General features: G+C 69.0%; 21 protein-coding genes. 7 read left to right on the top strand and 14 right to left on the bottom strand.

The window, feature by feature from the left end; translation table 11 throughout:
• Window positions 1–45 precede the first annotated feature (45 nt).
• Complete coding sequence (locus QQJ79_RS04550) at window positions 46–708, top strand: TetR/AcrR family transcriptional regulator (protein WP_284221581.1); 663 nt, start codon at window positions 46–48, stop codon at window positions 706–708.
• Window positions 709–851: 143 nt separating this feature from the next.
• Here the strand turns inward: QQJ79_RS04550 and QQJ79_RS04555 are convergent, their stop codons facing one another.
• Window positions 852–1973, bottom strand: a complete 1122-nt coding sequence (locus QQJ79_RS04555; RefSeq protein ID WP_284221582.1) for an aromatic ring-hydroxylating oxygenase subunit alpha — start codon at window positions 1971–1973, stop codon at window positions 852–854.
• Window positions 1974–2089: 116 nt separating this feature from the next.
• Here QQJ79_RS04555 and QQJ79_RS04560 point away from each other — a divergent pair, with 116 nt between their 5' ends.
• Window positions 2090–3049: an alpha/beta fold hydrolase gene (locus QQJ79_RS04560; protein ID WP_284221583.1), complete on the top strand. Its 960-nt coding sequence runs from the start codon at window positions 2090–2092 to the stop codon at window positions 3047–3049.
• A gap of 117 nt (window positions 3050–3166) precedes the next feature.
• Complete coding sequence (locus tag QQJ79_RS04565) at window positions 3167–5290, top strand: transglycosylase domain-containing protein (protein WP_284221585.1); 2124 nt, start codon at window positions 3167–3169, stop codon at window positions 5288–5290.
• On the opposite strand, the gene QQJ79_RS04570 is transcribed toward QQJ79_RS04565, so the two are convergent.
• Together QQJ79_RS04570 and QQJ79_RS04575 are read right to left on the bottom strand one after the other, a co-directional pair.
• Entirely contained in the window at window positions 5287–5997 is a 711-nt protein-coding gene (locus QQJ79_RS04570) for a M48 family metallopeptidase (protein WP_284221587.1), read from the bottom strand. The genes QQJ79_RS04565 and QQJ79_RS04570 overlap by 4 nt on opposite strands.
• The gene (locus QQJ79_RS04575) at window positions 5963–7243 is read right to left on the bottom strand and encodes a polyhydroxyalkanoate depolymerase (protein WP_284221589.1); all 1281 of its coding nucleotides are present in this window, start codon (window positions 7241–7243) and stop codon (window positions 5963–5965) included. Before QQJ79_RS04575 ends, QQJ79_RS04570 begins: the two co-directional genes overlap by 35 nt.
• Window positions 7244–7413: 170 nt before the next feature.
• Between QQJ79_RS04575 and QQJ79_RS04580 the strand changes: the two genes are divergently transcribed.
• Both QQJ79_RS04580 and QQJ79_RS04585 read left to right on the top strand, forming a co-directional pair.
• Window positions 7414–7965: an RNA polymerase sigma factor gene (locus QQJ79_RS04580; RefSeq protein ID WP_284221591.1), complete on the top strand. Its 552-nt coding sequence runs from the start codon at window positions 7414–7416 to the stop codon at window positions 7963–7965.
• Window positions 7965–8333 (top strand): DUF6768 family protein, encoded by a 369-nt coding sequence (locus tag QQJ79_RS04585; RefSeq protein ID WP_284221593.1) that lies wholly within the window; start codon window positions 7965–7967, stop codon window positions 8331–8333. Before QQJ79_RS04580 ends, QQJ79_RS04585 begins: the two co-directional genes overlap by 1 nt.
• Window positions 8334–8357: 24 nt before the next feature.
• On the opposite strand, the gene QQJ79_RS04590 is transcribed toward QQJ79_RS04585, so the two are convergent.
• Complete coding sequence (locus QQJ79_RS04590) at window positions 8358–8984, bottom strand: SCO family protein (RefSeq protein ID WP_284221595.1); 627 nt, start codon at window positions 8982–8984, stop codon at window positions 8358–8360.
• Window positions 8985–9039: 55 nt separating this feature from the next.
• On the opposite strand from QQJ79_RS04590, the gene QQJ79_RS04595 reads away from it, so the two are divergent.
• Together QQJ79_RS04595 and QQJ79_RS04600 are read left to right on the top strand one after the other, a co-directional pair.
• On the top strand, window positions 9040–10551 hold the full coding sequence (locus QQJ79_RS04595; protein ID WP_284221598.1) for an ActS/PrrB/RegB family redox-sensitive histidine kinase: 1512 nt from the start codon (window positions 9040–9042) through the stop codon (window positions 10549–10551).
• Between the two features lie 70 nt (window positions 10552–10621).
• Window positions 10622–11176: an ActR/PrrA/RegA family redox response regulator transcription factor gene (locus tag QQJ79_RS04600; protein ID WP_284221600.1), complete on the top strand. Its 555-nt coding sequence runs from the start codon at window positions 10622–10624 to the stop codon at window positions 11174–11176.
• A gap of 3 nt (window positions 11177–11179) precedes the next feature.
• Here QQJ79_RS04600 and QQJ79_RS04605 read toward each other — a convergent pair whose 3' ends face one another.
• The 10 genes from QQJ79_RS04605 to infB all read right to left on the bottom strand — a co-directional run.
• Entirely contained in the window at window positions 11180–12232 is a 1053-nt protein-coding gene (locus tag QQJ79_RS04605) for an alpha/beta hydrolase (protein WP_284221602.1), read from the bottom strand.
• A gap of 188 nt (window positions 12233–12420) precedes the next feature.
• The gene (gene pnp, locus QQJ79_RS04610; RefSeq protein ID WP_284221603.1) at window positions 12421–14652 is read right to left on the bottom strand and encodes a polyribonucleotide nucleotidyltransferase; all 2232 of its coding nucleotides are present in this window, start codon (window positions 14650–14652) and stop codon (window positions 12421–12423) included.
• A gap of 236 nt (window positions 14653–14888) precedes the next feature.
• Window positions 14889–15158 (bottom strand): 30S ribosomal protein S15, encoded by a 270-nt coding sequence (rpsO, locus tag QQJ79_RS04615; protein ID WP_284221604.1) that lies wholly within the window; start codon window positions 15156–15158, stop codon window positions 14889–14891.
• 27 nt (window positions 15159–15185) lie between these two features.
• Window positions 15186–16136 carry a tRNA pseudouridine(55) synthase TruB gene (gene truB, locus QQJ79_RS04620; RefSeq protein ID WP_284221606.1) on the bottom strand — a complete coding sequence of 317 codons (951 nt, stop codon included), beginning with the start codon at window positions 16134–16136 and terminating at the stop codon, window positions 15186–15188.
• Window positions 16136–16693: a hypothetical protein gene (locus QQJ79_RS04625; protein WP_284221608.1), complete on the bottom strand. Its 558-nt coding sequence runs from the start codon at window positions 16691–16693 to the stop codon at window positions 16136–16138. The genes truB and QQJ79_RS04625 overlap by 1 nt, the downstream gene beginning before the upstream one ends.
• On the bottom strand, window positions 16690–17160 hold the full coding sequence (rbfA, locus tag QQJ79_RS04630; protein ID WP_284221610.1) for a 30S ribosome-binding factor RbfA: 471 nt from the start codon (window positions 17158–17160) through the stop codon (window positions 16690–16692). The genes QQJ79_RS04625 and rbfA overlap by 4 nt, the downstream gene beginning before the upstream one ends.
• Before the next feature lie 61 nt (window positions 17161–17221).
• Window positions 17222–17926 carry a DUF2459 domain-containing protein gene (locus QQJ79_RS04635; RefSeq protein WP_284221612.1) on the bottom strand — a complete coding sequence of 235 codons (705 nt, stop codon included), beginning with the start codon at window positions 17924–17926 and terminating at the stop codon, window positions 17222–17224.
• A complete protein-coding gene (locus tag QQJ79_RS04640) occupies window positions 17923–18603 on the bottom strand; it encodes a hypothetical protein (protein ID WP_284221614.1) in 681 nt (226 codons plus the stop codon). The genes QQJ79_RS04635 and QQJ79_RS04640 overlap by 4 nt, the downstream gene beginning before the upstream one ends.
• Before the next feature lie 58 nt (window positions 18604–18661).
• Window positions 18662–19174, bottom strand: coding sequence for a hypothetical protein (locus tag QQJ79_RS04645; protein ID WP_284221616.1), 513 nt, complete (start codon window positions 19172–19174; stop codon window positions 18662–18664).
• Between the two features lie 92 nt (window positions 19175–19266).
• Window positions 19267–21311: translation initiation factor IF-2 (infB, locus tag QQJ79_RS04650; protein ID WP_284221617.1), on the bottom strand; the 2045-nt coding region annotated here is incomplete at its 5' end.

The raw sequence follows: 21311 nt of genomic DNA on the forward strand, positions 1-21311 counted from the left end.
GTTCCAACGACGGCCCGCCGCCGCCGCCCAGTGAGTACCCGTTTCATGCGAGATATCGCCTTGACCCCCTCCAAGACCAACGACGCCGAGTCCGAGACCCCCCGGCTGAACCGCCGCCAGGCCGCCAAGGTCCGCACCCGCCAGAAGGTGCTGGACGCCGCGCGCACCCTGTTCGCCGAGCGTGGCTATGAGCCCGCCACCATTCGCGACATCGCCAAGGGCGCGGGGATGTCGACGGGCGCCGTCTTCGCCAATTTCCAGGACAAGGCCGAACTGTTCGAGGCCGTCCTGTCGGAAGATCTGGCGAAACTGGCCGAAACGCTGAAGACCGCCGCCGCCGCTGAAACCTCGCTGCGCGCCCGTCTGCTGGCCGCCCTGACCGCCGGCTATCACAGCTCGCTGGAGCAGCTGCCGCTGGTCCAGGCGGTCGTGGCCCGCTCATGGTTCCAGCCGGTCGCCGCCGAGATGCGCACCCGCACCGCCATCAAGCCGCTGGTCATGGTCGTCTCCGACGCCCTGCAGGCCGGAGTGCGGGAGGGCGAGCTGCGCCAGGATGCGGACGTGCGTCTGCTCAGCGAGCTGATCTACGAGGCCTTCCTGTCGAACTACCGCCGCGCCGCCTACGACGGCTGGACCATGCAGCAGCTGACGACGCAGATCGGCAAGCAGATCGACGTGATCCTGGCGGGGCAGATTAGCCGGCAGTAAAGATCGTCTCCTCCCTGTTCGCGGAGCGAATGGGGAGGTGGCGCGGCTTCGCGCCGTGAGGGAGGGGCAGGACCGCGGCGCGGCCCCCCTCCACCATGCTTCGCATAGTCCCCCTCCCCATCGCTCCGCGACGGGGAGGAGACTCAGCTTTTCCAGCGTAATGTCGCCGCCTTGACCGGGTTCACGAACGGGCGGCCTTCGGCGCGGGACTTGATCCATTCGCGCTTCAGCTGCTGGTACCATTTCGCCTGTTTGTCGGCGTCGTCGATCCAGATCAGGGCGGGATCGTAGCGCAGGCCCTCGTTCTGCAGGTTCACCATGCCGCCGTCCTGTTTCAGGAAGGCGATGACGCCCATGCGCAGGAACGGCCTGGCGATCGCGAACACCCAGTGGTCGGACCAGAAGATCTGGGTGATCGTCGTCTTCGTTTCTGTCCGGGGGGTCAGGCAGGTCAGGGCCAGGACCTGTTTCTCGCCGACCTGGATATGCTCCCAGCGATAGCCGGGCAGGCGGAACGAGATCTCGGTCGCCGGGGCGCCGCCGAGGATCTTATAGGCCCGGCTGTTCGACGACGGGGCGTGCCGGACCATGGCGAAGCCGTGCTCGCGCGGTTCGAAGGCCTTGGCCTTCTCGTGCATCGACGTCTCGGACCGCCACCACCACTGCTGATGCACATAGGGGCCGTGGGCCGGATCCATCAGGCCGACGACGGCGTGATCGACATGGGCGTCGAAATCCATCCATTCGACCATCTTCGCCCCGCCCCCGACCACCCCGGGGAACAGCGGCGGCTCATGGTCAGGATCGGGCGCGGTGCGGGGATCGGACGCCATCCAGACGAAGACCATCCCCTGGCTTTCGCGGACCGGATAGCTCCGCACCCGGATGCGGTCGGCCTCATAGGGCTGGTCCTCCACCAGGGAGGGGATGGCGGCGCAGACGCCGTCGGGCCGGAAACGCCAGCCGTGGTAGCAGCATTCGATGGTCTCGCCCTCGCCGGGCTTCTCGACCAGCCGTCCGGCGGACAGGGGCGCGGCGCGGTGGGGGCAGATGTCGCGCATGGCGTAGACCTGGCCCGCCCGGGTCCGCCCGATCAGCACCGGCTCGCCGAGCAGTTCATGGCGCTTCAATGAGGCGGGGGCGACATCGCGGGACAGGGCGACGAAATACCAGGCGTCCAGCACGAATCCCTTGCCGAAGGCCGTCGGCGGGGCCTTGGCCTCGGGCGATTTCGGGGAGACGGGGGCGCTGTCGGCGGGGGTCATGCGGACAGTTTAGCGAGCCGCAGCGGTGAAGTCTTGACCGGCTGCATCCATTCGCGCCCTCTGCGACGACTAGGGACAGAAGCGGGCGTTTCGCCCGCGCACCGGGGATACAGACCATGAAGACCATGACCGCCCTCGCCGCCCTCGCCGCGGCCCTTTCCTTCGCCGCCGCGGCGCCGGCCCTGGCCCAGGCGCACGGGGACCATGGCCAGGCGCCCGAGGCGGCCGCGGGCCACGGCCATGCCCACGCCAACTTTGAATCGGGCCGTTTCCACGTCCGCGTCGACGGGCCGGAGCATCCCGTCGGCGACGTCATCCTGATTCCGGGCCTCAGCTCCTCGCCCGAGGTCTGGGACGGGCTGACCGAACAGCTGAAGGGCCGCTACCGCGTTCATCGCGTGCACATCCAGGGATTCGCCGGCGCGCCGCCCGAGGACAACGCCACGGGCGACGTCTCCGCCCCGGTCGCCGAGGATCTGGCCCGCTACATCGCCGAACAGGGCCTGAACAAGCCCGCCGTGATCGGTCACTCCATGGGCGGCACCATCGGCATGATGCTGGCCGCGCGGCATCCGGACAGCGTCGGCAAGCTGATGGTCGTCGACATGGTGCCCTTCATGGGGGCGATGTTCGCCCAGCCGGGCACGGTCCCGACGGCCGAGAGCGTCACGCCCATGGCCGACATGATGCACCAGGGCATGGCCAACTCCCCCCGCGAACAATACCAGGCGCAGGCGGACGCCCAGATCGTCGCGATGATCAACACCGAGTCCCAGCGCGCCAAGCCCCTTGAGGACAGCCGGAGCAGCGACCAGAAGGTCTCCGCCGCGGCCTTCCGCGAGCTGATCGTCACCGACCTGCGGCCGGAGCTCGGCCGGATCACCGCGCCGACCACGGTGCTCTACGTCCGGTTCAACGATCCCCGCATGACCAACGACATGGTCGACGGCATCTACCGCGCCTCATTCGCCAACCTGCCCGGCGCGACCCTGACCCGGATCGACGACAGCGCCCATTTCATCATGCTGGACCAGCCCGCCCGGTTCGCCGCCGAGGTGAACGCGTTTTTAGAATAGGCGTCCGGAGCGTCATGGTTTCGGCGGAAAGGCCCCTCACAGTCGCGTGAACTGTGCGGGGCCGTTTCCGCGCGCGGCGCGACCGGCTAAGACCGGGTACGGCTTGATGAGGTTTCGATGGCGGGTTCCGGCTTCAACTTCGGACGTGGCGGCGGCGCGGGCCCGAAATCCGCGCGCACGCCGTGGCAGCGCGTCATGTACTGGAGCGCGGTGCTGGCGGTCTGGGGGCTGATTTTCCTCGTCGTGTTCTTCGCCGTCTTCGCGCGCGACCTGCCCAACACCTCGACCCTCTACAATGTCGATCGCCAGCCCTCGATCACCTATCTGGACCGCAACGGCGCCCTGATCGCGGTGCGCGGGACGCAACAGGCCCCCCCCGCCGATCTGGACGCCCTGCCCGACTATGTGCCCGCGGCCTTCATCGCCATCGAGGACCGGCGCTTCTATCACCACCCCGGCTTCGACCCGATCGGCATGAGCCGGGCCATGGCCGCCAACATGCGCGCCGGGCGGGTGGTCCAGGGCGGCTCGACCCTGACCCAGCAGTTGGCCAAGAACCTGTTCCTGTCTCCCGACCAGAACATGAAGCGCAAGGTCCAGGAGCTGATGCTGGCGGTCTGGCTGGAGATGAAATTCTCCAAGGAGGAAATCCTCGCCCTGTATCTGAACCGGGTCTATTTCGGCGCCGGCGCCTATGGCATCGAGGCGGCCTCGCAGCGCTATTTCGACAAGAGCGCCCGCCAGCTGACCGTCGGCGAGGCGGCGCTTCTGGCCGGGCTGCTGAAGGCGCCGTCGCGCTATTCGCCGGTGTCCGAGAGCGAGCGCGCCGCCACCCGCGCAACCGTCGTGCTGAACGAGATGGTCGACGCCGGCGTCATCACGCCCGAACAACGCGCCGCCGCCGTGACCGAGCCGGTCCGCGTCTCCCGCACCCTGGCCACCCAGCACGCCCAGTATTTCATCGACTGGCTGGACAAGCAGATCCGCGAACTGGTCGGCGAGCCGACCGAGGACATGATCGTCGAGACGACCCTCGACCTGACCCTGCAGACCCAGGCCGAACGGTCGGTGCGCCGCATCCTCGACCGCGACCGCTCCAAGGGCGTGCAGCAGGCGGCCCTGGTGGCGCTGGACGGCGAGGGCCGGGTGCGGGCCATGATCGGCGGCGCCTCCTATGCCGACAGCCAATTCAACCGCGCGACCGACGCGCGGCGCCAGGCCGGGTCCGCGTTCAAGCCGTTCGTCTATCTGACGGCCCTGGAGAGCGGCTTCACGCCGGAGACCATGGTCAACGACGCCCCGATCCGCATCGGCAACTGGTCGCCGCGCAACTATTCGGGCTCGTTCGCGGGCGAGATGACCATGGCCCAGGCCGTGGCCCAGTCGACCAACACCATCGCCGCCGGCATGGCGGACCAGATCGGCCGCGACAATGTCGCCCGCACCGCCCGCCGCCTCGGCATCACCAGCCGGATCGGGCTGGAGCCGGCCATGGCGCTGGGGGCCGTCGAGGTCTCGCCGCTGGAAATGGCCCAGGCCTATGACGCCTTCGCCAACGGCGGAAAGCGGGTGACGGCCTATGGCATCAGCCGCATCCGCACGCCGCAGGGCCGGGTGATCTACCAGCGCGCCTCCCGCGCCGACGGGCCGATCCAGGCCATCTCGAACCCCTTCCTCTATTACCAGAACCAGATGCTGCGCGGGGTCATGACCTCGGGCACCGGCCGTTCGGCGGCCATCGCCGGACGCGACATCGCCGGCAAGACGGGCACCACCTCGGACTACAAGGACGCCTGGTTCGTCGGCTACACCGGCGGCTTCGTCACCGCGGTCTGGGTCGGCAAGGACGACAATACGCCGATGCGCGGCGTCACCGGCGGCTCGTCGCCGGCGGCCATCTGGCGCGGCTTCATGGAGGCGGCCCTGCCGCGCCTGAACGCCCCGGCCATCCCCAACGGCCCGGCCATGCCCGAGGGCTGGCAGCCGCCGAGCCCGGTCGAAAGCCTGATCGGCCGTATCGGCGACCTGTTCGGCGACAATCCGCCGGGCGGCTCCGAGATCGATCCGCTCGACGAATCCCTGCTGGAGCCGCTGCCGCGCCAGCCGGCGCCGCCGCGCCGCAACGAGCCGGGACCGGCCATCGTGCGCCCGACCGCGCCCCAGCCGCAGCGCGACCCGCCGGACCAGCGGCCGGAACCGGCTCCGCCGCCGGAGAAGAAGTCCGAGCCGCTGTTCTTCTAGCGGCCCACCGCGTGCAGCGCCGGGCCGTTGTCGCGCAGCCATTTGCGGTGCGGGCGGTGGTCGCCGATCAGGCGCTGGACCACGGCCCAGTAGGCCGGGCTGTGGTCGGCGTGGACCAGGTGGGCCACCTCATGGGCGGCGAGGTAGTCGATCACCGTCGGCGGGGCCATGACCACGCGCCAGCTGTAGCGGATCGAGCGATTGTGCGGGCTGCACGAGCCCCAGCGGGATTTCGGATCGGCGATCGACATCTTCACCGGGCGCTGGCCGAGGGTGCGGAGATGGAAATCGGTTCGGGTCTGGAGCGTTTCTCTCGCCACCCTCTTGAACAGGTTTTCGACCCGTCTGGCATAGGCCTCGCCCTCGCCGCCCGAGGCGATCAGGGGGCCGTCGGCGTCCTCGGTCAGGCGGGCCGCCCCCGCGCCGCCGGTGGCCGTCAGCCGGGTCGGCTGGCCGAACAGGTCGATCAGCGCGCCGGGTTCGATCGGCGTGCCCTGCGGCCGGTCGGCCAGCCGTTCACGCATCCAGCCGGTCTTGGTGCGGGCGAAGGCGACGACCTCGGCCAGTTTGCGCTCGGACGGGGCGATCAGCACCGCCTCGCCGGCGCGGGCGTCGATGCGGATCGACAGCCGGCGCGCGCGCGGATTGACCGACAGCCGGGCTGTCAGACCCTCAAGCGGCAGCCGCTGCCCGTTCCGGTACTGCAACTATGGCCTCGTTCCTGGCGATGAAGTCGCGCACCCGCGGATAGATGTCGTCGCGGAAGCGGCGTCCGTTGAAGACGCCATAGTGGCCGACATCGGGGTGGACATACAGCACCCGTCTGGCGTCCGGCAGGCCTGTGCACAGGGTATGGGCGGCCTGGGTCTGGCCGACGCCGGAGATGTCGTCCTGTCCGCCCTCGACCGTCATCAGGCCGATGTCGGTGATGCGGGTCAGGTCGACCTTGCGCCCGCGATGCTCCAGCAGGCCGCGGGCCAGCAGATGCTGCTGGAAGACGATGTCGATGGTCTGGAGATAGAATTCCTCGGTCAGGTCCAGCACCGAGAGGTATTCGTCGTAGAAGGCCTCGTGCTTCTCGGCGGCGTCGCCGTCGCCCGAGACCAGGTGGCCGAAATAGTCGCGGTGGGCGTCGACGTGCTTGTCCTCGTTCATGGACATGAAGCTGTAGAGCTGGACGAAGCCCGGATAGACGCGCCGCCCGAAGCCCGGATAGGGCCAGGGCACGGTGTGGATCATGTTCGACCGGAACCAGGTGAAGGGCTTGGCCTCGGCCAGCTGGTTGGTCACGGTCGGGGACAGCCGCGCGTCGATCGGCGAGCCCATGAAGGTCATGGAGGCGGGCCGGTTGGGGTCGTTGTCCTCGGCCATCATGGCGCAGGCGGCCAGCACCGGCGGTCCGGGCTGGCAGACGCCGACGACGTGGGCGCGCGGGCCGATCTGGCCCAGCATGGTGCGGACGTGGTCGATATAGTCGAAGAAGTCGAACCGGCCCTCGAGCATCGGCACCTGACGGGCGTTGACCCAGTCGGTGACATAGACGTCGTGGTCCTGCAGGAAGCCCTCGACCGTGCCGCGCAACAGGGTGGCGTAGTGGCCGGACAGCGGGGCGACGATCAGCACCGCCGGCGCCGATGTGGGCTTGTCCGCGCGCTTCAGGTCGCCGAGATGGCGCGCGAACCGCACCAGCCGGCACCAGGGCGAGGACCAGATCACCTGTTCGGTGGTCCGCACCGGCTTGTCGCCGATGGTGATCGTCTCAACGCCCCAGGCGGGCTTGCCGTAGCGGCGCGTCACGCTCTCGAACAGACCGGCCGAGGCGAAGGCCGTGCGGCCGATCGCGGTCTCCGAGGCGGGATTGAAGGGAGAGGTCCAGAACTGCCGGGCCATCTGGGCCCCGAACCGGAACGGCGTCGCCGAATGATAGGCGAGCTCGTGAAGCGAATAGAGCATGGAATCCTTGATACGGCCCAGCCGTTACGCGGCAGAGCACCATAGAACGCATCGCACTGCAAAAAGATTATTGAGGGGCGAAATTACCGCGGGTTTGGGCAACCGCACGATTTCCTTGAACCGCCTGACGACTTGTCCGCACCTCTCATATGAAACGGAATTGGCGGCAGATGGACAGGACCAGGGAGCAGCTTCTTGACGAGTATCTGGTCGCGTCCGCGCGAACCGGAGATCGCAAGGCGTTCGACCTGTTGGCGCAGCGTTGGGGCAGGAAACTGCTGGCCCACGCCTGGCGTCTGACCGGCGACGTCGATTTGGCGCGTGAGGCCGCCCAGGACGGCTGGATCGAGATCGTGCGCGGCGTGGACCGGCTGCGCGACGAGCGCGCCTTTCCAGCCTGGGCCTATCAGATCGTGACGCGCCGCTGCGCCCGGCAGATCGGCCGGGTGCGTCGCGACCGCGCCCTGACGGCGGCCGTCGCGATCGAGCCGGTCGTGGATATCGCGTCGCCGGAAGGCGGCGATCCCGGCGCATCCGCCCGCTTGCGGACGGCCCTCGCCGCCCTGCCGGAGGCGCAGCGCGCCGCGGTCGGCCTGTTTTATCTCGAGGACATGGACATCGCCGAGGTGGCGATCGCCCTGAACGTGCCGGCGGGCACGGTGAAGACCCGCCTGATGCATGCCCGCCGCACCTTGCGCGCGGTTCTGGAAGGAGACGTGTGATGCAGGATATCGACCGGATGATCGAGGAAGCCCTCGACGGCGAGGAACAGGCCCTGTTTCGCGAGACGGCGCGTGAGCCGGGTTTCTTCGAACAGGCCTTCGGCCTGCTCGGGGGACCCAACGGCTGGGTCAATGTCGTCATGATGGTCGTGCAGGCGGCGCTGTTCGTCGGCGGCCTGTGGGCGTGGTGGCGGTTTTTTGAGGCCGAGACGCCTCTGTCGGCCCTGCATTGGGGCTTGCCGGCCGCCGTGCTGGTGCTGATGGCCCTGATCATCAAACTGGGGATGATGCCGGAACTGCAGGCCAACCGGCTGATGCGGGAACTCAAGCGGCTCCAGCTTCAGGCGGTGGTGGGCCGCAAGGGATAGGGAAACGAACGGGCCGTGACGCCGTCATCCGCGCGCCATGGCCTGTTCGATGATCCGGGCGGCGTTCGCCGGCCCGAGGTCGTGGCCCAGCGCGCTGCGGAAGCGGCCGTCCGGGCCCATCAGATAGATCGTCAGCGAGTGGTTCATCGTATAGGCCTCGCCCTCGCCGACCTTCTGATAGGAGGCGCGATACGCGTCAGCGGCGGCCCGGATCTGTTCCGGCGTGCCGGTCAGGCCGATGACCCCCTCGGGAAAGCCGTCCGAGGACAGATAGTCCTTCAGCGCCTGGGGCGTGTCGCGCCCGGGATCGACCGAGATGAAGATGATCTGGACGTCGTCGGCCCGGTCGCCCAGCGCCCGTTTTGTGGCCTCGAGCATGCCAAGGGTGGTGGGGCAGTAGTCCGGACAATAGGTGAAGCCGAAGAAGACCAGGGACCATTTCCCGTCCAGCAGGGTCTGGTCGACCGCCTGACCGTTCTGGTTCACCAGCTGGAAGGGGCCGCCGACGCTGGGCTGACCCGTGGAGCCGATCTGGCGCGAGGCTGACCCGGCGTCGCCGCGGCCGGTCACCACCACGATGGTTCCGACCGCGAGAACGGCGGCCAGGACGATACAGAGACCGGCGAACAGCAGGATGGATCGGCGCGGCATCATGGCCCCTCTCGAAAACGCGCACGCCCGCGCGCAGCCGGTCTATAGAAGAGGCGTGAGCCTGTCCCAAGAGCCTCAAAAGCCGCAGCCGGCGCCGCGGTCCCCGTCGCAGTTCGCGCCGGACGATCCGGGCCGTTTCCCGGGCTGGCGCAACCTGCCGCGCCGCAGCCGGGGCCTGTCCCTGCGCACGCTCGTCATTCTGCGCTGGATGGCCATCGCGGGGCAGACTGCCACCATCGGGATCGCGACCCTCTATTTCCATTTCGACCTGCCGCTGTGGGGGTGTCTGGCCGCCATCGCCGCCAGCGTGGCGATGAACCTGAACGCCACCGCCCGGCTCAAGCGCAGCGACGGCTCCCTGCCCGACGGACGGATGACGGCGGCTCACCTCGGCTTCGACATCCTGCAGCTGTCGGTTCTGCTGGGGCTGACAGGGGGGCTGCAGAACCCCTTCTGCCTGCTGCTGGTGGCGCCGGTGACGGTGGCGGCGGCCTCGCTGCCGGGGCGGCAGGCGGCGCTGATGGGGCTGCTGGTGCTGGCCGCGACGGTCAGTCTGTTCTTCGTCTCCCTGCCGCTGCCGTGGCAGGCGGGGACCGAGCTGAACCTGCCGCCGCTCTACAAATTCGGCATCGGCCTGGCGCTGGTGACGGGCGTTATCTTCACCTCGGCCTATGCGTGGCGGGTGGCCGCCGACGCCGAGAAGCTGGAGCTGGCCCTGGCCACCACCCAGGACGTGTTGCAGCGCGAGCAGCGGCTGGCGGCGCTGGGCGGGCTGGCGGCGGCGGCGGCGCATGAGTTGGGCACGCCGCTGGCGACCATCCAGGTGGTGGCCCGCGAGCTGTTGCGCGGCTCGGCCAAGGACGGACCGGCGGCCGAGGACGCGGCCCTGATCCTGCAGCAGGCCGAACGCTGCCGCGACATCCTCAAACGCCTGTCGCAACAGCCGGAGGAGGGCGAGACGGCCTTCGCCGAGGTCGGGCTGAAGGCCCTGCTGGAAGAGGTGGTGGAGCCGCACCGCGGCTTCGACCTCGATTTCGAGGTCTCCGTGCGCACGGCGTCAGGAGAGCCCGCGCCCCGCGTCCGCCGCCTGCCCGAGGTGGTGCACGGCCTGTCGACCCTGGTCGAGAACGCCGCCGACTTCGCCGCGGGGAGGGTGCGGGTACGGGCCATCATCGACGCCGGCTTCATCGAGATCGAGGTCGTGGACGACGGCCCCGGCTTCCCCGCAGACATCCTGCCCCGCCTCGGCGAGCCCTATGTGACCAGCCGGCCCCAGGGCAAGGCGCGCCGGGCCCTGTCGGCCCAGATCGCCGCCTCGGTCGCCGCCGCCACCCCCGGCCGCAAGGGGAAGAAGACGACGAAGTCCGAGCCCGCGCCGGAAACCATCGCCCCCAGCCAGGGCGGCATGGGGCTGGGCTTCTTCATCGCCCGCACCCTGCTGGAGCGGACGGGCGGCAAGGTCTTTGTCGGTCCCGGCGACGGCGGGCCGACGCCGGTGAAGGGTCAGCCCAAGGGCGCGCGCGTCGCCGTGCGCTGGCCGCGCCCGGCGCTGGAGGTCTCGTCGTGATGTCGCACCCCCCGTCTGAACCTTGACCGTCGGCGTATCGTTACCGACTTGAGCCCGCTGGAGACGCCTGATGCCTGACGCCGAAGACCGGATCGCCGCCCTCGCCGACAAGACGCTGCTGGTGCTCGACGACGACAACGCCCTGCGGACCCGTCTGGGTCGGGCGCTGGAGAGTCGCGGGTTCGAGGTGACCCTCGCGGCGTCGCTGGCCGAGGCCTTCGAGGCGCTGAAGACCTCCATCCCCGCCTTCGCCGTGCTGGACATGCGGCTGGAGGACGGCAACGGGCTGAAGGTGGTCGAGGCCATCCGCGACCGGCGCGAGGACGCCCGCATCGTCATGCTGACCGGCTACGGCGCCATCGCCACGGCGGTCGCGGCGGTCAAGGCCGGGGCGGTCGACTATCTGCAGAAGCCCGCCGACGCCGACGATGTGGTCAAGGCCCTGCTGGCCACCGGCGAGGCCCCCGAGCCGCCCGACAATCCGATGAGCGCCGACCGGGTGCGCTGGGAGCATATCCAGCGCGTCTATGAGCTGTGCGACCACAATGTCTCGGAAACGGCGCGGCGGCTGGGCATGCACCGGCGGACGCTGCAGCGGATCCTGGCCAAGCGGGCGCCGCGGTAGGGGTCACAACACCCCGGTGCTGAGCAGCCAGTTCCTGACCTGCACCGGCCAGTCCGTGGTGACCGGATCGGCTGTCGGCCGCATCCCGAAGGCATGGCCGCCCCTCGCATAGAGACGCATGTCCACCGGCACGCCGGCGTCGTTGAGCGCCAGCGCATAGGCCATCGGCTGCCGGATATCGTCGACGGGGTCGTCCATGGCGTGAATGATCAGCGTCGGCGGCGCGTCCGGACTGATCGTCACCCAGGGCTGGAGCTGAAGGTTGTTTCTGCCTTCGCTGTTGTCCAGCATGCGGGCGGTATAGGCGACGATCGCAAAGTCAGGCCGCGAGGATTGCCGGTCGGCGGCGTCGGTCAGCGGATAGGTCCGCGCATCCGTATTGCTGATGTTGGCGACGAGATAGGCGCCGGCCGAGAAGCCGATCACACCGACCTTCCGCGGATCGATCCCGTAATCAGAGGCGCGATGGCGCAGCAGGGCCATGGCGCGCTGGGCGTCTTCCAGACCCAGAAGCACCTCCGGCCGCTGCTGGCGGCCGTTCACCGACGGCCAGACCTGCGGCGTCCGGTATTTGAGCACGACGCAGGTCATGCCCTGCCGGATCACCCAGTCGCAGATCTCCGTGCCTTCGAGGTCCATGGCCACGGCGCGAAATCCACCGCCGGGCAGGACCAGCATCGCGGCTCCGGTGTTGCGCCCCTTCGGCCGATAGACGGTCATGGTCGGCCGGGTGACATAGGTCGCCCAATGCCAAGGCCTGCCGCCCACGGTGGGCGAGCCATTGCCGGTCATCTCGGGACGATCACCGCTGTCGGGCTTCGCCAGCGGGACGTTTGCGGGCCAGAGCGGCTCCTGCGTCCCGCCGGGGGTCGGGCGCCAGACGCCTTCCCGCTCGACCTTGGGAACCTCGACCCTTGCGGTGGCCCCCTGGACGCCGGCCGTCGGAGCCTCGACGGCGGCCTGGGCGCCGTCGGCGTCGTTCGCCTGACCACAGGCGGTCAGGGTGACGACAAGGGCGAGCAGAAGGGAGGACGAGGTAAGCTGCAGTCGCGACACCTGATGCCTCCTGTCGTGTGACGACGCTGCGCGCGTCAGTGCGATCCGGTCGAACGCCTGTGCGATGTTTGTCAGGCGGTATGATCGCCCGTCAATCGAGGCCCCCCGGCAAGCCCCGGCCGGGGAGCAAGGAAAAGGCCCCGGTGTTTCCACCGGGGCCTTCTGCTTTTCAGACGTGACGCCGCGTCTTAACGACGGCTGCGACCGCGGTCGCGATCACCGCCGCCGCCTTCACGCTTGGGACGGCCGCCGGTGTCGTCGGACAGCGGGGCTTCGCCGCGTTCAGCGCGCTCGGCGTTGATCTTGTCGGTGATGTCCTCGCCGGTGGTCTGATCGACGACCTTCATCGACAGCTTGGTCTTGCCGCGATCGTCCATGCCCAGGAACTTGACCTTCACTTCCTGGCCTTCGGTCAGGACGTCGGCCGGGTTGGCGACGCGTTCCAGGGAGATCTGGGACACATGGACCAGGCCGTCCTTGGCGCCGAAGAAGTTCACGAAGGCGCCGAAGTCGACGACCTTCACGACCTTGCCGGTGTAGATCATGCCGGGCTCGGGCTCGGACACGATCGACGAGATCCAGTTCTTGGCGGCGTCGATCTTCTCCTGGTCGGAGGCGGCGATCTTCACCGTGCCGTCGTCCTCGATGTTGATCTTGGCGCCGGTCTTTTCGACGATCTCGCGGATGATCTTGCCGCCGGTGCCGATGATGTCGCGGATCTTGTCGGTCGGAACCTTGATCGACTCGATCTTGGGCGCGTACTCGCCCAGCTCGCTGCGGGCGCCGTCGATGGCCTTGTCCATCTCGTCGAGGATGTGCAGGCGGCCGGCCGAAGCCTGGGCGATCGCCTTGCGCATGATCTCTTCGGTGATGCCCGCGACCTTGATGTCCATCTGCAGCGAGGTGATGCCTTCGCGCGTGCCGGCCACCTTGAAGTCCATGTCGCCGAGGTGATCTTCATCGCCCAGGATGTCCGACAGGATGGCGAACTCGCCCGAGGGCTCGAGGATCAGCCCCATGGCGATGCCCGAGACGGGGCGAACCAGCGGCACGCCCGCGTCCATCAGCGCCAGCGACGAACCACAGACCGTGGCCATCGAGGAGGAGCCGTTGGACTCGGTGATCTCCGACACCAGACGGATGGTGTAGGGGAAGTCTTCCGACGACGGCAGCATGGGACGGATCGCCCGCCAGGCCAGCTTGCCGTGACCGATTTCCCGACGGCCCGCGCCGCCCATCCGGCCGGTCTCGCCGACCGAATAGGGAGGGAAGTTGTAGTGGAGGAGGAATTTCTCCTTGTACGTCCCGCTCAGGGCGTCGACGTACTGCTCGTCCTCGCCGGTGCCGAGGGTGGCGACCACGATGGCCTGGGTCTCACCGCGGGTGAACAGGGCCGAACCGTGGGTGCGTGGGAAGACGCCGACTTCCGAGACGATGTCGCGGACCTTGTCGAGGGCGCGGCCGTCGACGCGGTGCCCGTTGTCGATGATGTCGCGACGCAGGACGTGGGCTTCGCATTCCTTGAAGGCCACGCCGAACCGCGAGGCGTCGACGCCGTCGGGGTTCTCATCGGTCTTCACCAGCTTGGCGGCGGCGGCCTTCTTGGCCGTGTCGACGCCCGTGCGGCGATCGTATTTGCCGGCGTGGGTGTAGGCGGCCTTGATGTCCTCGCCGACCAGCGACTGGATCGAGGTGACGATGTCCGACACGTCGTCGGGCTGGAAGTCGAAGGGCTCCTTGGCGGCGTGCTCGGCCATTTCGATGATGGCCTCGATCACCGGCTGCATGCCGCGATGGCCGAACATCAGGGCGTTCAGCATGATGTCTTCCGACAGCTCCTTGGCTTCGGATTCGACCATCATCAGGGCGTCCTGGGTGCCGGCGACGACGAGGTCGAGCTGGCTGGCCGGGAGCTGGTCGAGGGTCGGGTTCAGCACGAACTCGCCGTCGATATAGCCGACGCGCGCGGCGCCGATCGGGCCCATGAAGGGCACGCCCGAGATGGTCAGGGCGGCGGAGGCGGCGACCATGCCGACGACGTCCGGATCGTTCTCCATGTCGTGCTGCAGCACGGTGATGACGACCTGGGTCTCGTTCTTGAAGCCCTTGACGAACAGCGGGCGGATCGGGCGGTCGATCAGGCGGGAGACGAGCGTCTCCTTCTCGGTCGGACGGCCTTCACGCTTGAAATAGCCGCCCGGGATCTTGCCGGCGGCGAAGGTCTTTTCCTGGTAGTTGACGGTCAGCGGGAAGAAATCCAGGCCCGGCTTGGGCGCGCGGCCGTAGACGACGGTGGCGAGGACGACGGTCTCGCCGTAGGTGGCCAGAACGGCGCCGTCAGCCTGACGGGCGATGCGGCCCGTTTCGAGGGTCAGCGGGCGTCCGGCCCAGTCGATCGTCTTGCGTTTGATATCGAACATTTTCGTCTTTCATATCCCGCGGGCGGATTCCGCGCGGGGTCCCATCAGTGGGTGGAGCGTCGGGCGTTCAGTCCTTCGGTCCATGGGTCACCGCGCCATCGCGGAAAACCCGGGAGAAGAGGACCGGTATGGCCCTCGCGTCATGCGCCGATCGTACCGCGGCGCGCGGCTGGTCTCTGGATGCGGAAAGAGGCGCGGACATGGCCCGCGCCCCAAATCTCATCCGCGTTCCGCGCCTAGCGGCGCAGGTTCAGCTTGCCGATCAGAGCGGTGTAGCGCTCGCGATCGACCTTGCTGAGGTGGTCAAGAAGGCGACGACGCTGCGAGACCATCTTGAGCAGGCCGCGGCGCGAGTGGTTGTCCTTCTTGTGGGTCTTGAAGTGGTCGGTGAGGTTGGCGATGCGTTCCGAAAGGATCGCGACCTGGACCTCGGCCGAACCGGTGTCGCCGGCGGAGCGGGCGTTCTCGGTGATGACTTCGTTCTTACGCTCGGGCGTAATCGACATCGGGTATCCTTTCCTTGCCCTACCGCGCTAAGCGCTACTTGAGGGCAGTTGGAGGTTAAATACGCGGTCGGGTTCTAGCCGGCCGGCCCGCAACTGACCGAGAGCGACGAGGGTCTGACCCTGAAAGGCTGAAACGGTTCTGGAGCCGTCCCGAAGGCGGCTCTTGAGCGTTTCGACCTGTCCGGGGAGCAGAACGATCGGTCGTCCCTGACGAAGCGAGAAGGCGTCCTGATCCGTCACGGCCAGCTCCGGGATGTCGTCCAGGGCGGTCGCGACGGGAAGCAAGCCTTCCGAGGCGGCGTCCCTATGCACCAGATCGGTCAGGAAATCCAGCGTGACGGCGTTTTCCGTCGAGAACGGCCCGACCCGCTCGCGGCGCAGGGCCGAAACATGCCCCTCGGCGCCGAGCGCCGCGGCCAGATCGCGGGCCAGCGAACGCACATAGACGCCCTTGCCGGTGCGGATGGTCAGCTCGACATGGTCGGCGTCGGGCGCGTCGCTTACAGCGGCCTCATGGATCATCACCCGGCGGCTGGCCAGTTCGAACTCGGCGCCCTCGCGGGCCAGGTCATAGGCGCGCTGGCCGTCGACCTTGATGGCGCTGAACTGGGGCGGGACCTGATCGATCTCGCCGACGAAGGCCTCCAAGGCCGCGCGCACCGCCTCGACATCGGGCCGTACGTCCGAGCGGGCGACGATCTCGCCCTCGCGGTCGAGACTGTCGGTCGAAATCCCCCAGTTGATCGTGAAGCGATAGACCTTCTGCGCCTCCATCATGAAGGGGACGGTCTTGGTCGCCTCGCCCAGGGCGATGGGCAGGATGCCGGAGGCCAGCGGATCGAGCGTGCCGGCGTGGCCCGCCTTCTGGGCGTCGAACAGGCGGCGGACTTTCGAGACCGCCTCGGTCGAACCCATGCCGAACGGCTTGTCGAGACAGACCCAGCCGTTGACGATCTCGCCCTTCTTGCGGCGGCCCATCAGGGTGACCCGAACGCTTTGGCGAAAACCTGTTCGTTGGCGACCAAAAACCGGTCGGCAGCCGGCGTGCGCAGCCCCTGGACGAACAGCGCCGAGCCGTAGCCGCCCCGGTCCCGCCCCCTGTACGCCGTCACCATCTGAATGCGTTGGGCCCGGCCCAGTCCCTCACAGGCTGGAGCGAGGACCTGGACCCGCTCTGGTTCCAGTCCCCAAACCCTGCGCCACTCCGGCCGGGGCTCCCCGATGTCCCAGACAAACCAGGCGTAGGTTGTCGTGGTTTCACTCCGCAGTCGTCCGGAGAATGTCGCACAGCCGGGCAGATCAACCGTCGCGACGCCATCCTCGATGCGCAGGCGGGCCGGGCCGAAGGGGCCGTCGAAAGCCTGCTCGCCGTCCTGGGCGAAGATGTCCAGACGCGGGAGATGATAGTCTTCCCGGGCCCTGCGATCCGTCTCCGCCAGATCGACCACCATGAGCGCGGCGGCGGCGGTCAGGCAACCCGAGAGACCCGGGGCCAGCAGGGCCAGCGCGAACGCCAGCCGAAGGGCGGGTTTCACGTCAGGTCCTCGTCCGCGTCGTCATCCGCGAACGGCGAGACATAGACGTCGGCGCGGACGCGGGGGTCGTCGAGCAGGCGGTTGAGGCGTTCGGCGGCGGCGAAGCTCTCGTCGTGGCGGAAGCGCAGGTCGGGGGTGAAGCGCATCTCGATATGCCGCCCCAGCGCGCCGCGCAGGAATTTGGCGTGGGCGTTCAGCGCCTTGACGATCTCGTCGATATGGCCGGCGACCGGCGCGGTCTCGACGCCGGCGCCCAGCGGCTCGACGAAACAGGTGGCGTGTTTCAGGTCGGGCGACAGCCGCACCTCGGTCACGGTGACGGAGACGCCGACCAGGGCCGGGTCGCGGATCTCGTTCTCACGCATGACCTCGACCAGGGCGTGGCGGATCATTTCGGAGGCGCGCAGCTGGCGCTGGCTGACCGTGCCGGCCTTGGCGGCGGGCTTTCGGGGTTTGCGGTTGCTCATCACTCTGTCCTCGTCGCCTGTCGGGGATCGGACCCGGCTCTCAAAAGCGAAGGGGAGGCGTCTAGTCCCGTGGGGCCTCTGTGTCCAATTGCGCGCGCTCGACCGTGGCCATCACTTCGGAGGAGGTGACGGCGCGCAGCGGCCGGGCGGGCAGGCCCGCGGCGTTGAGCACGCCGGCGCTCCAGTGGTTGCAGAGCCGGCCGATCCAGAAATGTTCATGGCTGGCGAAGAAGCGGGCGTCGTCGCCGGCGCGGGCGGCGGCGATGCGGGCGCGGCCGTGCCGCAGGTCCAGTGAGGCCTCGATATGGTCGGCCATGGCCTCGAAGCCGGCGGCGGACAGGCGCAACGCGCGGCGCCGGTCGGCGGCGACCAGCTCACGGGGATCGCGCCGGGTCGGGTCGAGCATGATCACCGAGGCGTTGCCGGGGCGGAAGAAGGCCCGCGCCCCGTCGGGCAGGCGGTCGGTCATCGGGCTTTGATCGACATAGAATCTGGCGTCGCCCCAGCCGATCAGGATCCAGTCGCCCGGCGGCAGGCCGCGCACCGCCTCGGCCAGAGGTCCGGTCCGCGCCTCGAGCAGGGCGCGCGGCACGGCCAGATCGGTGTGGAAACCGTTGTCGAGCACCTGCACCTCGACCCCGGCGTCGGTCGCGGGCCACAGGGCGGGATCGCCCGGCGCGGTCCAGGTCCAGAGGGCGGCCGCGGCGCCGAGAGCCATGGCGGCGACCAGAGGCCCGAGGCCGTATCCTTCGAAGCGGCGCCTCATCGAGCCTTGAGCCGCCACGCGCCGCACAGGGTGGCGACCGGCGCGTCCGGTCCCAGACGGGCCGGGGAGCGGAACAGCATCAGATCGACCCGGTCGCGACGATGCAGCAGGGCGATCAGGCCCGGCGTTTCGCCGCCGCACAGCGCCGAGGGTTTCACCGGCTCGCCGCGCGAGACGGGAAGGATCCGTCGCAGCTCGATCTGGGCGTCGGCGGGGGCTTCCAGCCGGTCGGCGAAGGTCTGTCCGAAGACGAAAGGCTCGCGCCCGGCGGCGATCCGCAGGGGCGAGGTGCGGTAACTGTCGCCCGTGTCGAACCGCACCATGGCGCCGGCGAAGGTCGCGCCGCCCAGGGCCGCGCGCGTCGTCTCGTCCGCCGGGCCGAACTCGCCGGCCAGGACCGCGTCGGTCGGGGCCGCGACCAGCGGGTTGCCGTCGTCGGCGAGGGCGGCCCTTAGGCCGGTCATGCCGTCGCCTTCGCCCGAGACCAGTCGCCCCGCCCAGTCCGCCACGCGCCCGGCCGCGGGCGCCGCATCGTCGCGGATCGCGGCCCAGGCGGCCACGGCCTGCTTCTGTTCGATGGCCAGCAGGAACAGCACCAGGCACAGGAAGGCCAGCCCGCCGGCGAGGCTCTTCAAACCCGTCTGGCGGGGGGTGCTGCGGATCCCGGCGACCGTCATGGCCGCAACCCTAGCGGGTGTCTGCAGCGGCGGGAATGACTATCGCGCCACAGGTGCTTCAGGGAGTGGGGAGGCGGACGTCGTCGCCGGGGCCGCTCGCGGGCGGCATGGCCCATTCGCCGCGCCAATTGTAGGCCAGCCGGACGCAATGCCGGTAGCCGCCGTCCGGCCAGCGGCCGACCGCGTGCACGGTCATGGGCCGGCCCAGCCGGACCCGGCCCAGCACCATCCAGGCCTCGTCCGCGCCGGGGCACAGGGCCCGGCTCAGGCTCCGGCCGCCGCCTTCCGGCGCGATCGTATAGACCGAGGCTTCCCGCGAGCCGGCGGGCAGGGCCTGCCGCACAGCGTCGGGACCGCCGCGCCGGATGTCGGCCGAGCCGCGGTTGGAGGTCGAGATGATCCGCCGCACGCTGATGGCGCCGAACAGGCCGCGGTCGGCCTCCAGCGTGATGCCGCGCGTCATGGCCTGGGTGACGCGGTCGGAGGCGTCATAGGCCAGATAGCGCGTCTCGGCCGCGGCCGGTCCGGCGACGGCGGAGAAGGCGAGCAGGGGGATCAGGAAAGGGCGCATGGCGAACTCATCCACAGCGGATGGGGCGGAATGACGGCGACTGACCCCGTCTCCCTCCCCCGGAGGGGGAGGGAGACGGGGTTCGTGCGAACCTAGTCCAGCGTGCGCTTGATCTCTTCGACGGTGAAGCACTCGATGTAGTCGCCGGCCTTGATGTCCTGGAAGCCCTGGAAATGCATGCCGCACTCCTGGCCCGACGGGACCTCGTTGACCTCGTCCTTGAAGCGTTTGAGCGTCGTGAGGGTGCCCAGTTCCAGAACCACGACGTCGTCGCGGATGATACGGACCTTGGCGCCCTTGCGGACGACGCCTTCGGACACCCGGCAACCGGCGATCTTGCCGGTCTTGGAGATGTCGAACACCTGCAGCACCGCCGCATTGCCCAGGAAGGTTTCCCGTTGCAGCGGGGCCAGCATGCCCGAGAGCACGCCCTTCATGTCGTCGAGCAGGTCGTAGATGATCGCATAGTAGCGGATCTCGACGCCTTCGCGCTCGGCCAGGTCGCGGGCCTGTTTCGAGGCGCGGACGTTGAAGCCGAGGATCGGCGCGCCGGCCGACTTGGCCAGCTGGACGTCGCTCTCGGTGATGCCGCCGGCGCCCGAATAGACGGTGCGGGCGCGGACCTCCTCGTTGCCCATCTTCTCGAGCGCGCCGACGATGGCCTCGGCCGAGCCCTGGACGTCGGCCTTGATGAGGACCGGCAATTCCGAGACCTTCTTGGACTGCAGCTTGGACATCATGTCGACCAGGCTGACCTGGTTGATGCCGCCCGTGGCCTTCTCGCGCTTCACGCGGTCGCGGTATTCGGTCAGCTCGCGGGCGCGGGCTTCGGATTCCACGACGGCGAGGGGCTCGCCGGGGCTGGGGGCCTCGTTCAGGCCGAGGATCTCGACCGGGACCGACGGACCGGCCTCGGTCAGCTGTTCGTTGCGCTCGTTGAGCAGGGCGCGAACCTTGCCCCAGGCCGAACCGGCGACGACGATGTCGCCGCGGCGCAGGGTGCCGCGCTTGACCAGAACGGTGGCGACGGGACCGCGGCCCTTGTCCAGCTTGGCCTCGATGACCACGCCTTCCGAGGAGCGTTCCGGGTCGGCCTTCAGGTCCATCATCTCGGCCTGCACCAGGATGGCGTCGATCAGGCCGTCCAGGTTGGTGCGGTTCTTGGCCGAAACCTCGATGATCTGGGTGTCGCCGCCCAGGCTCTCGGCGATGACTTCGTACTGCAGCAGTTCATTGACGACCTTGAGCGGATTGGCGTCCGGCTTGTCGATCTTGTTGACCGCCACGATGATCGGGGCGTTGGCCGCCTTGGCATGCTGGATGGCCTCGATGGTCTGGGGCATGACGCCGTCGTCGGCGGCCACGACCAGAACCACGATGTCGGTCACATTGGCCCCGCGCGCCCGCATCGCCGAGAAGGCGGCGTGGCCGGGCGTGTCGAGGAAGGTGACGCGGTCGTCGTTGGGCAGGCGGACCTGATAGGCCCCGATGTGCTGGGTGATGCCGCCGGCCTCGCCCGAGGCGACGTCGGTGGTGCGCAGGGCGTCCAGCAGCGAGGTCTTGCCGTGGTCGACGTGGCCCATGATGGCCACGACGGGCGCGCGGGGCGTGGTCGCTTCTTCGTCGATCGCGTCGGACAGGAAGCCGGCCTCGACGTCGGATTCCGACACGCGGCGCACGGTCATGCCGAATTCGTCGGCCACCAGTTCGGCGGTGTCGGTGTCGATGACGTCGTTGATCTTCATCATCAGGCCCTGCTTCATCAGGAATTTGATGATGTCGACGCCACGCACGGCCATCCGGTTGGACAGCTCCTGCACGGTGATGACGTCAGGGATGACGACTTCGCGCGGACGGTTCGGGGCGTCGGTGGAGCCGCCCTTGCGCTTTTCCTTCTCGCGTTCGCGGGCCCGGCGAACCGAGGCCAGCGAACGCATCCGCTCGGCGGTGTCGCCGTCGCCGGCGACCGACTGGATGGTCAGGCGGCCTTCGCGGCGCTTGGGCTCGCCGCGGGTGCGGCTGACGGCCTTGCCGGCGTCCGAGAACCGCTTGTCGCGGTCATCCTCGGGCTTCAGCGGACGGGCGAAACCGCCGCCGGGCGCGCCGCGGGCGCGGGCGACCTCGGCCTGGGCGGTCA

Source organism: Brevundimonas denitrificans (assembly GCF_030160755.1).
Lineage (GTDB): Bacteria > Pseudomonadota > Alphaproteobacteria > Caulobacterales > Caulobacteraceae > Brevundimonas > Brevundimonas denitrificans.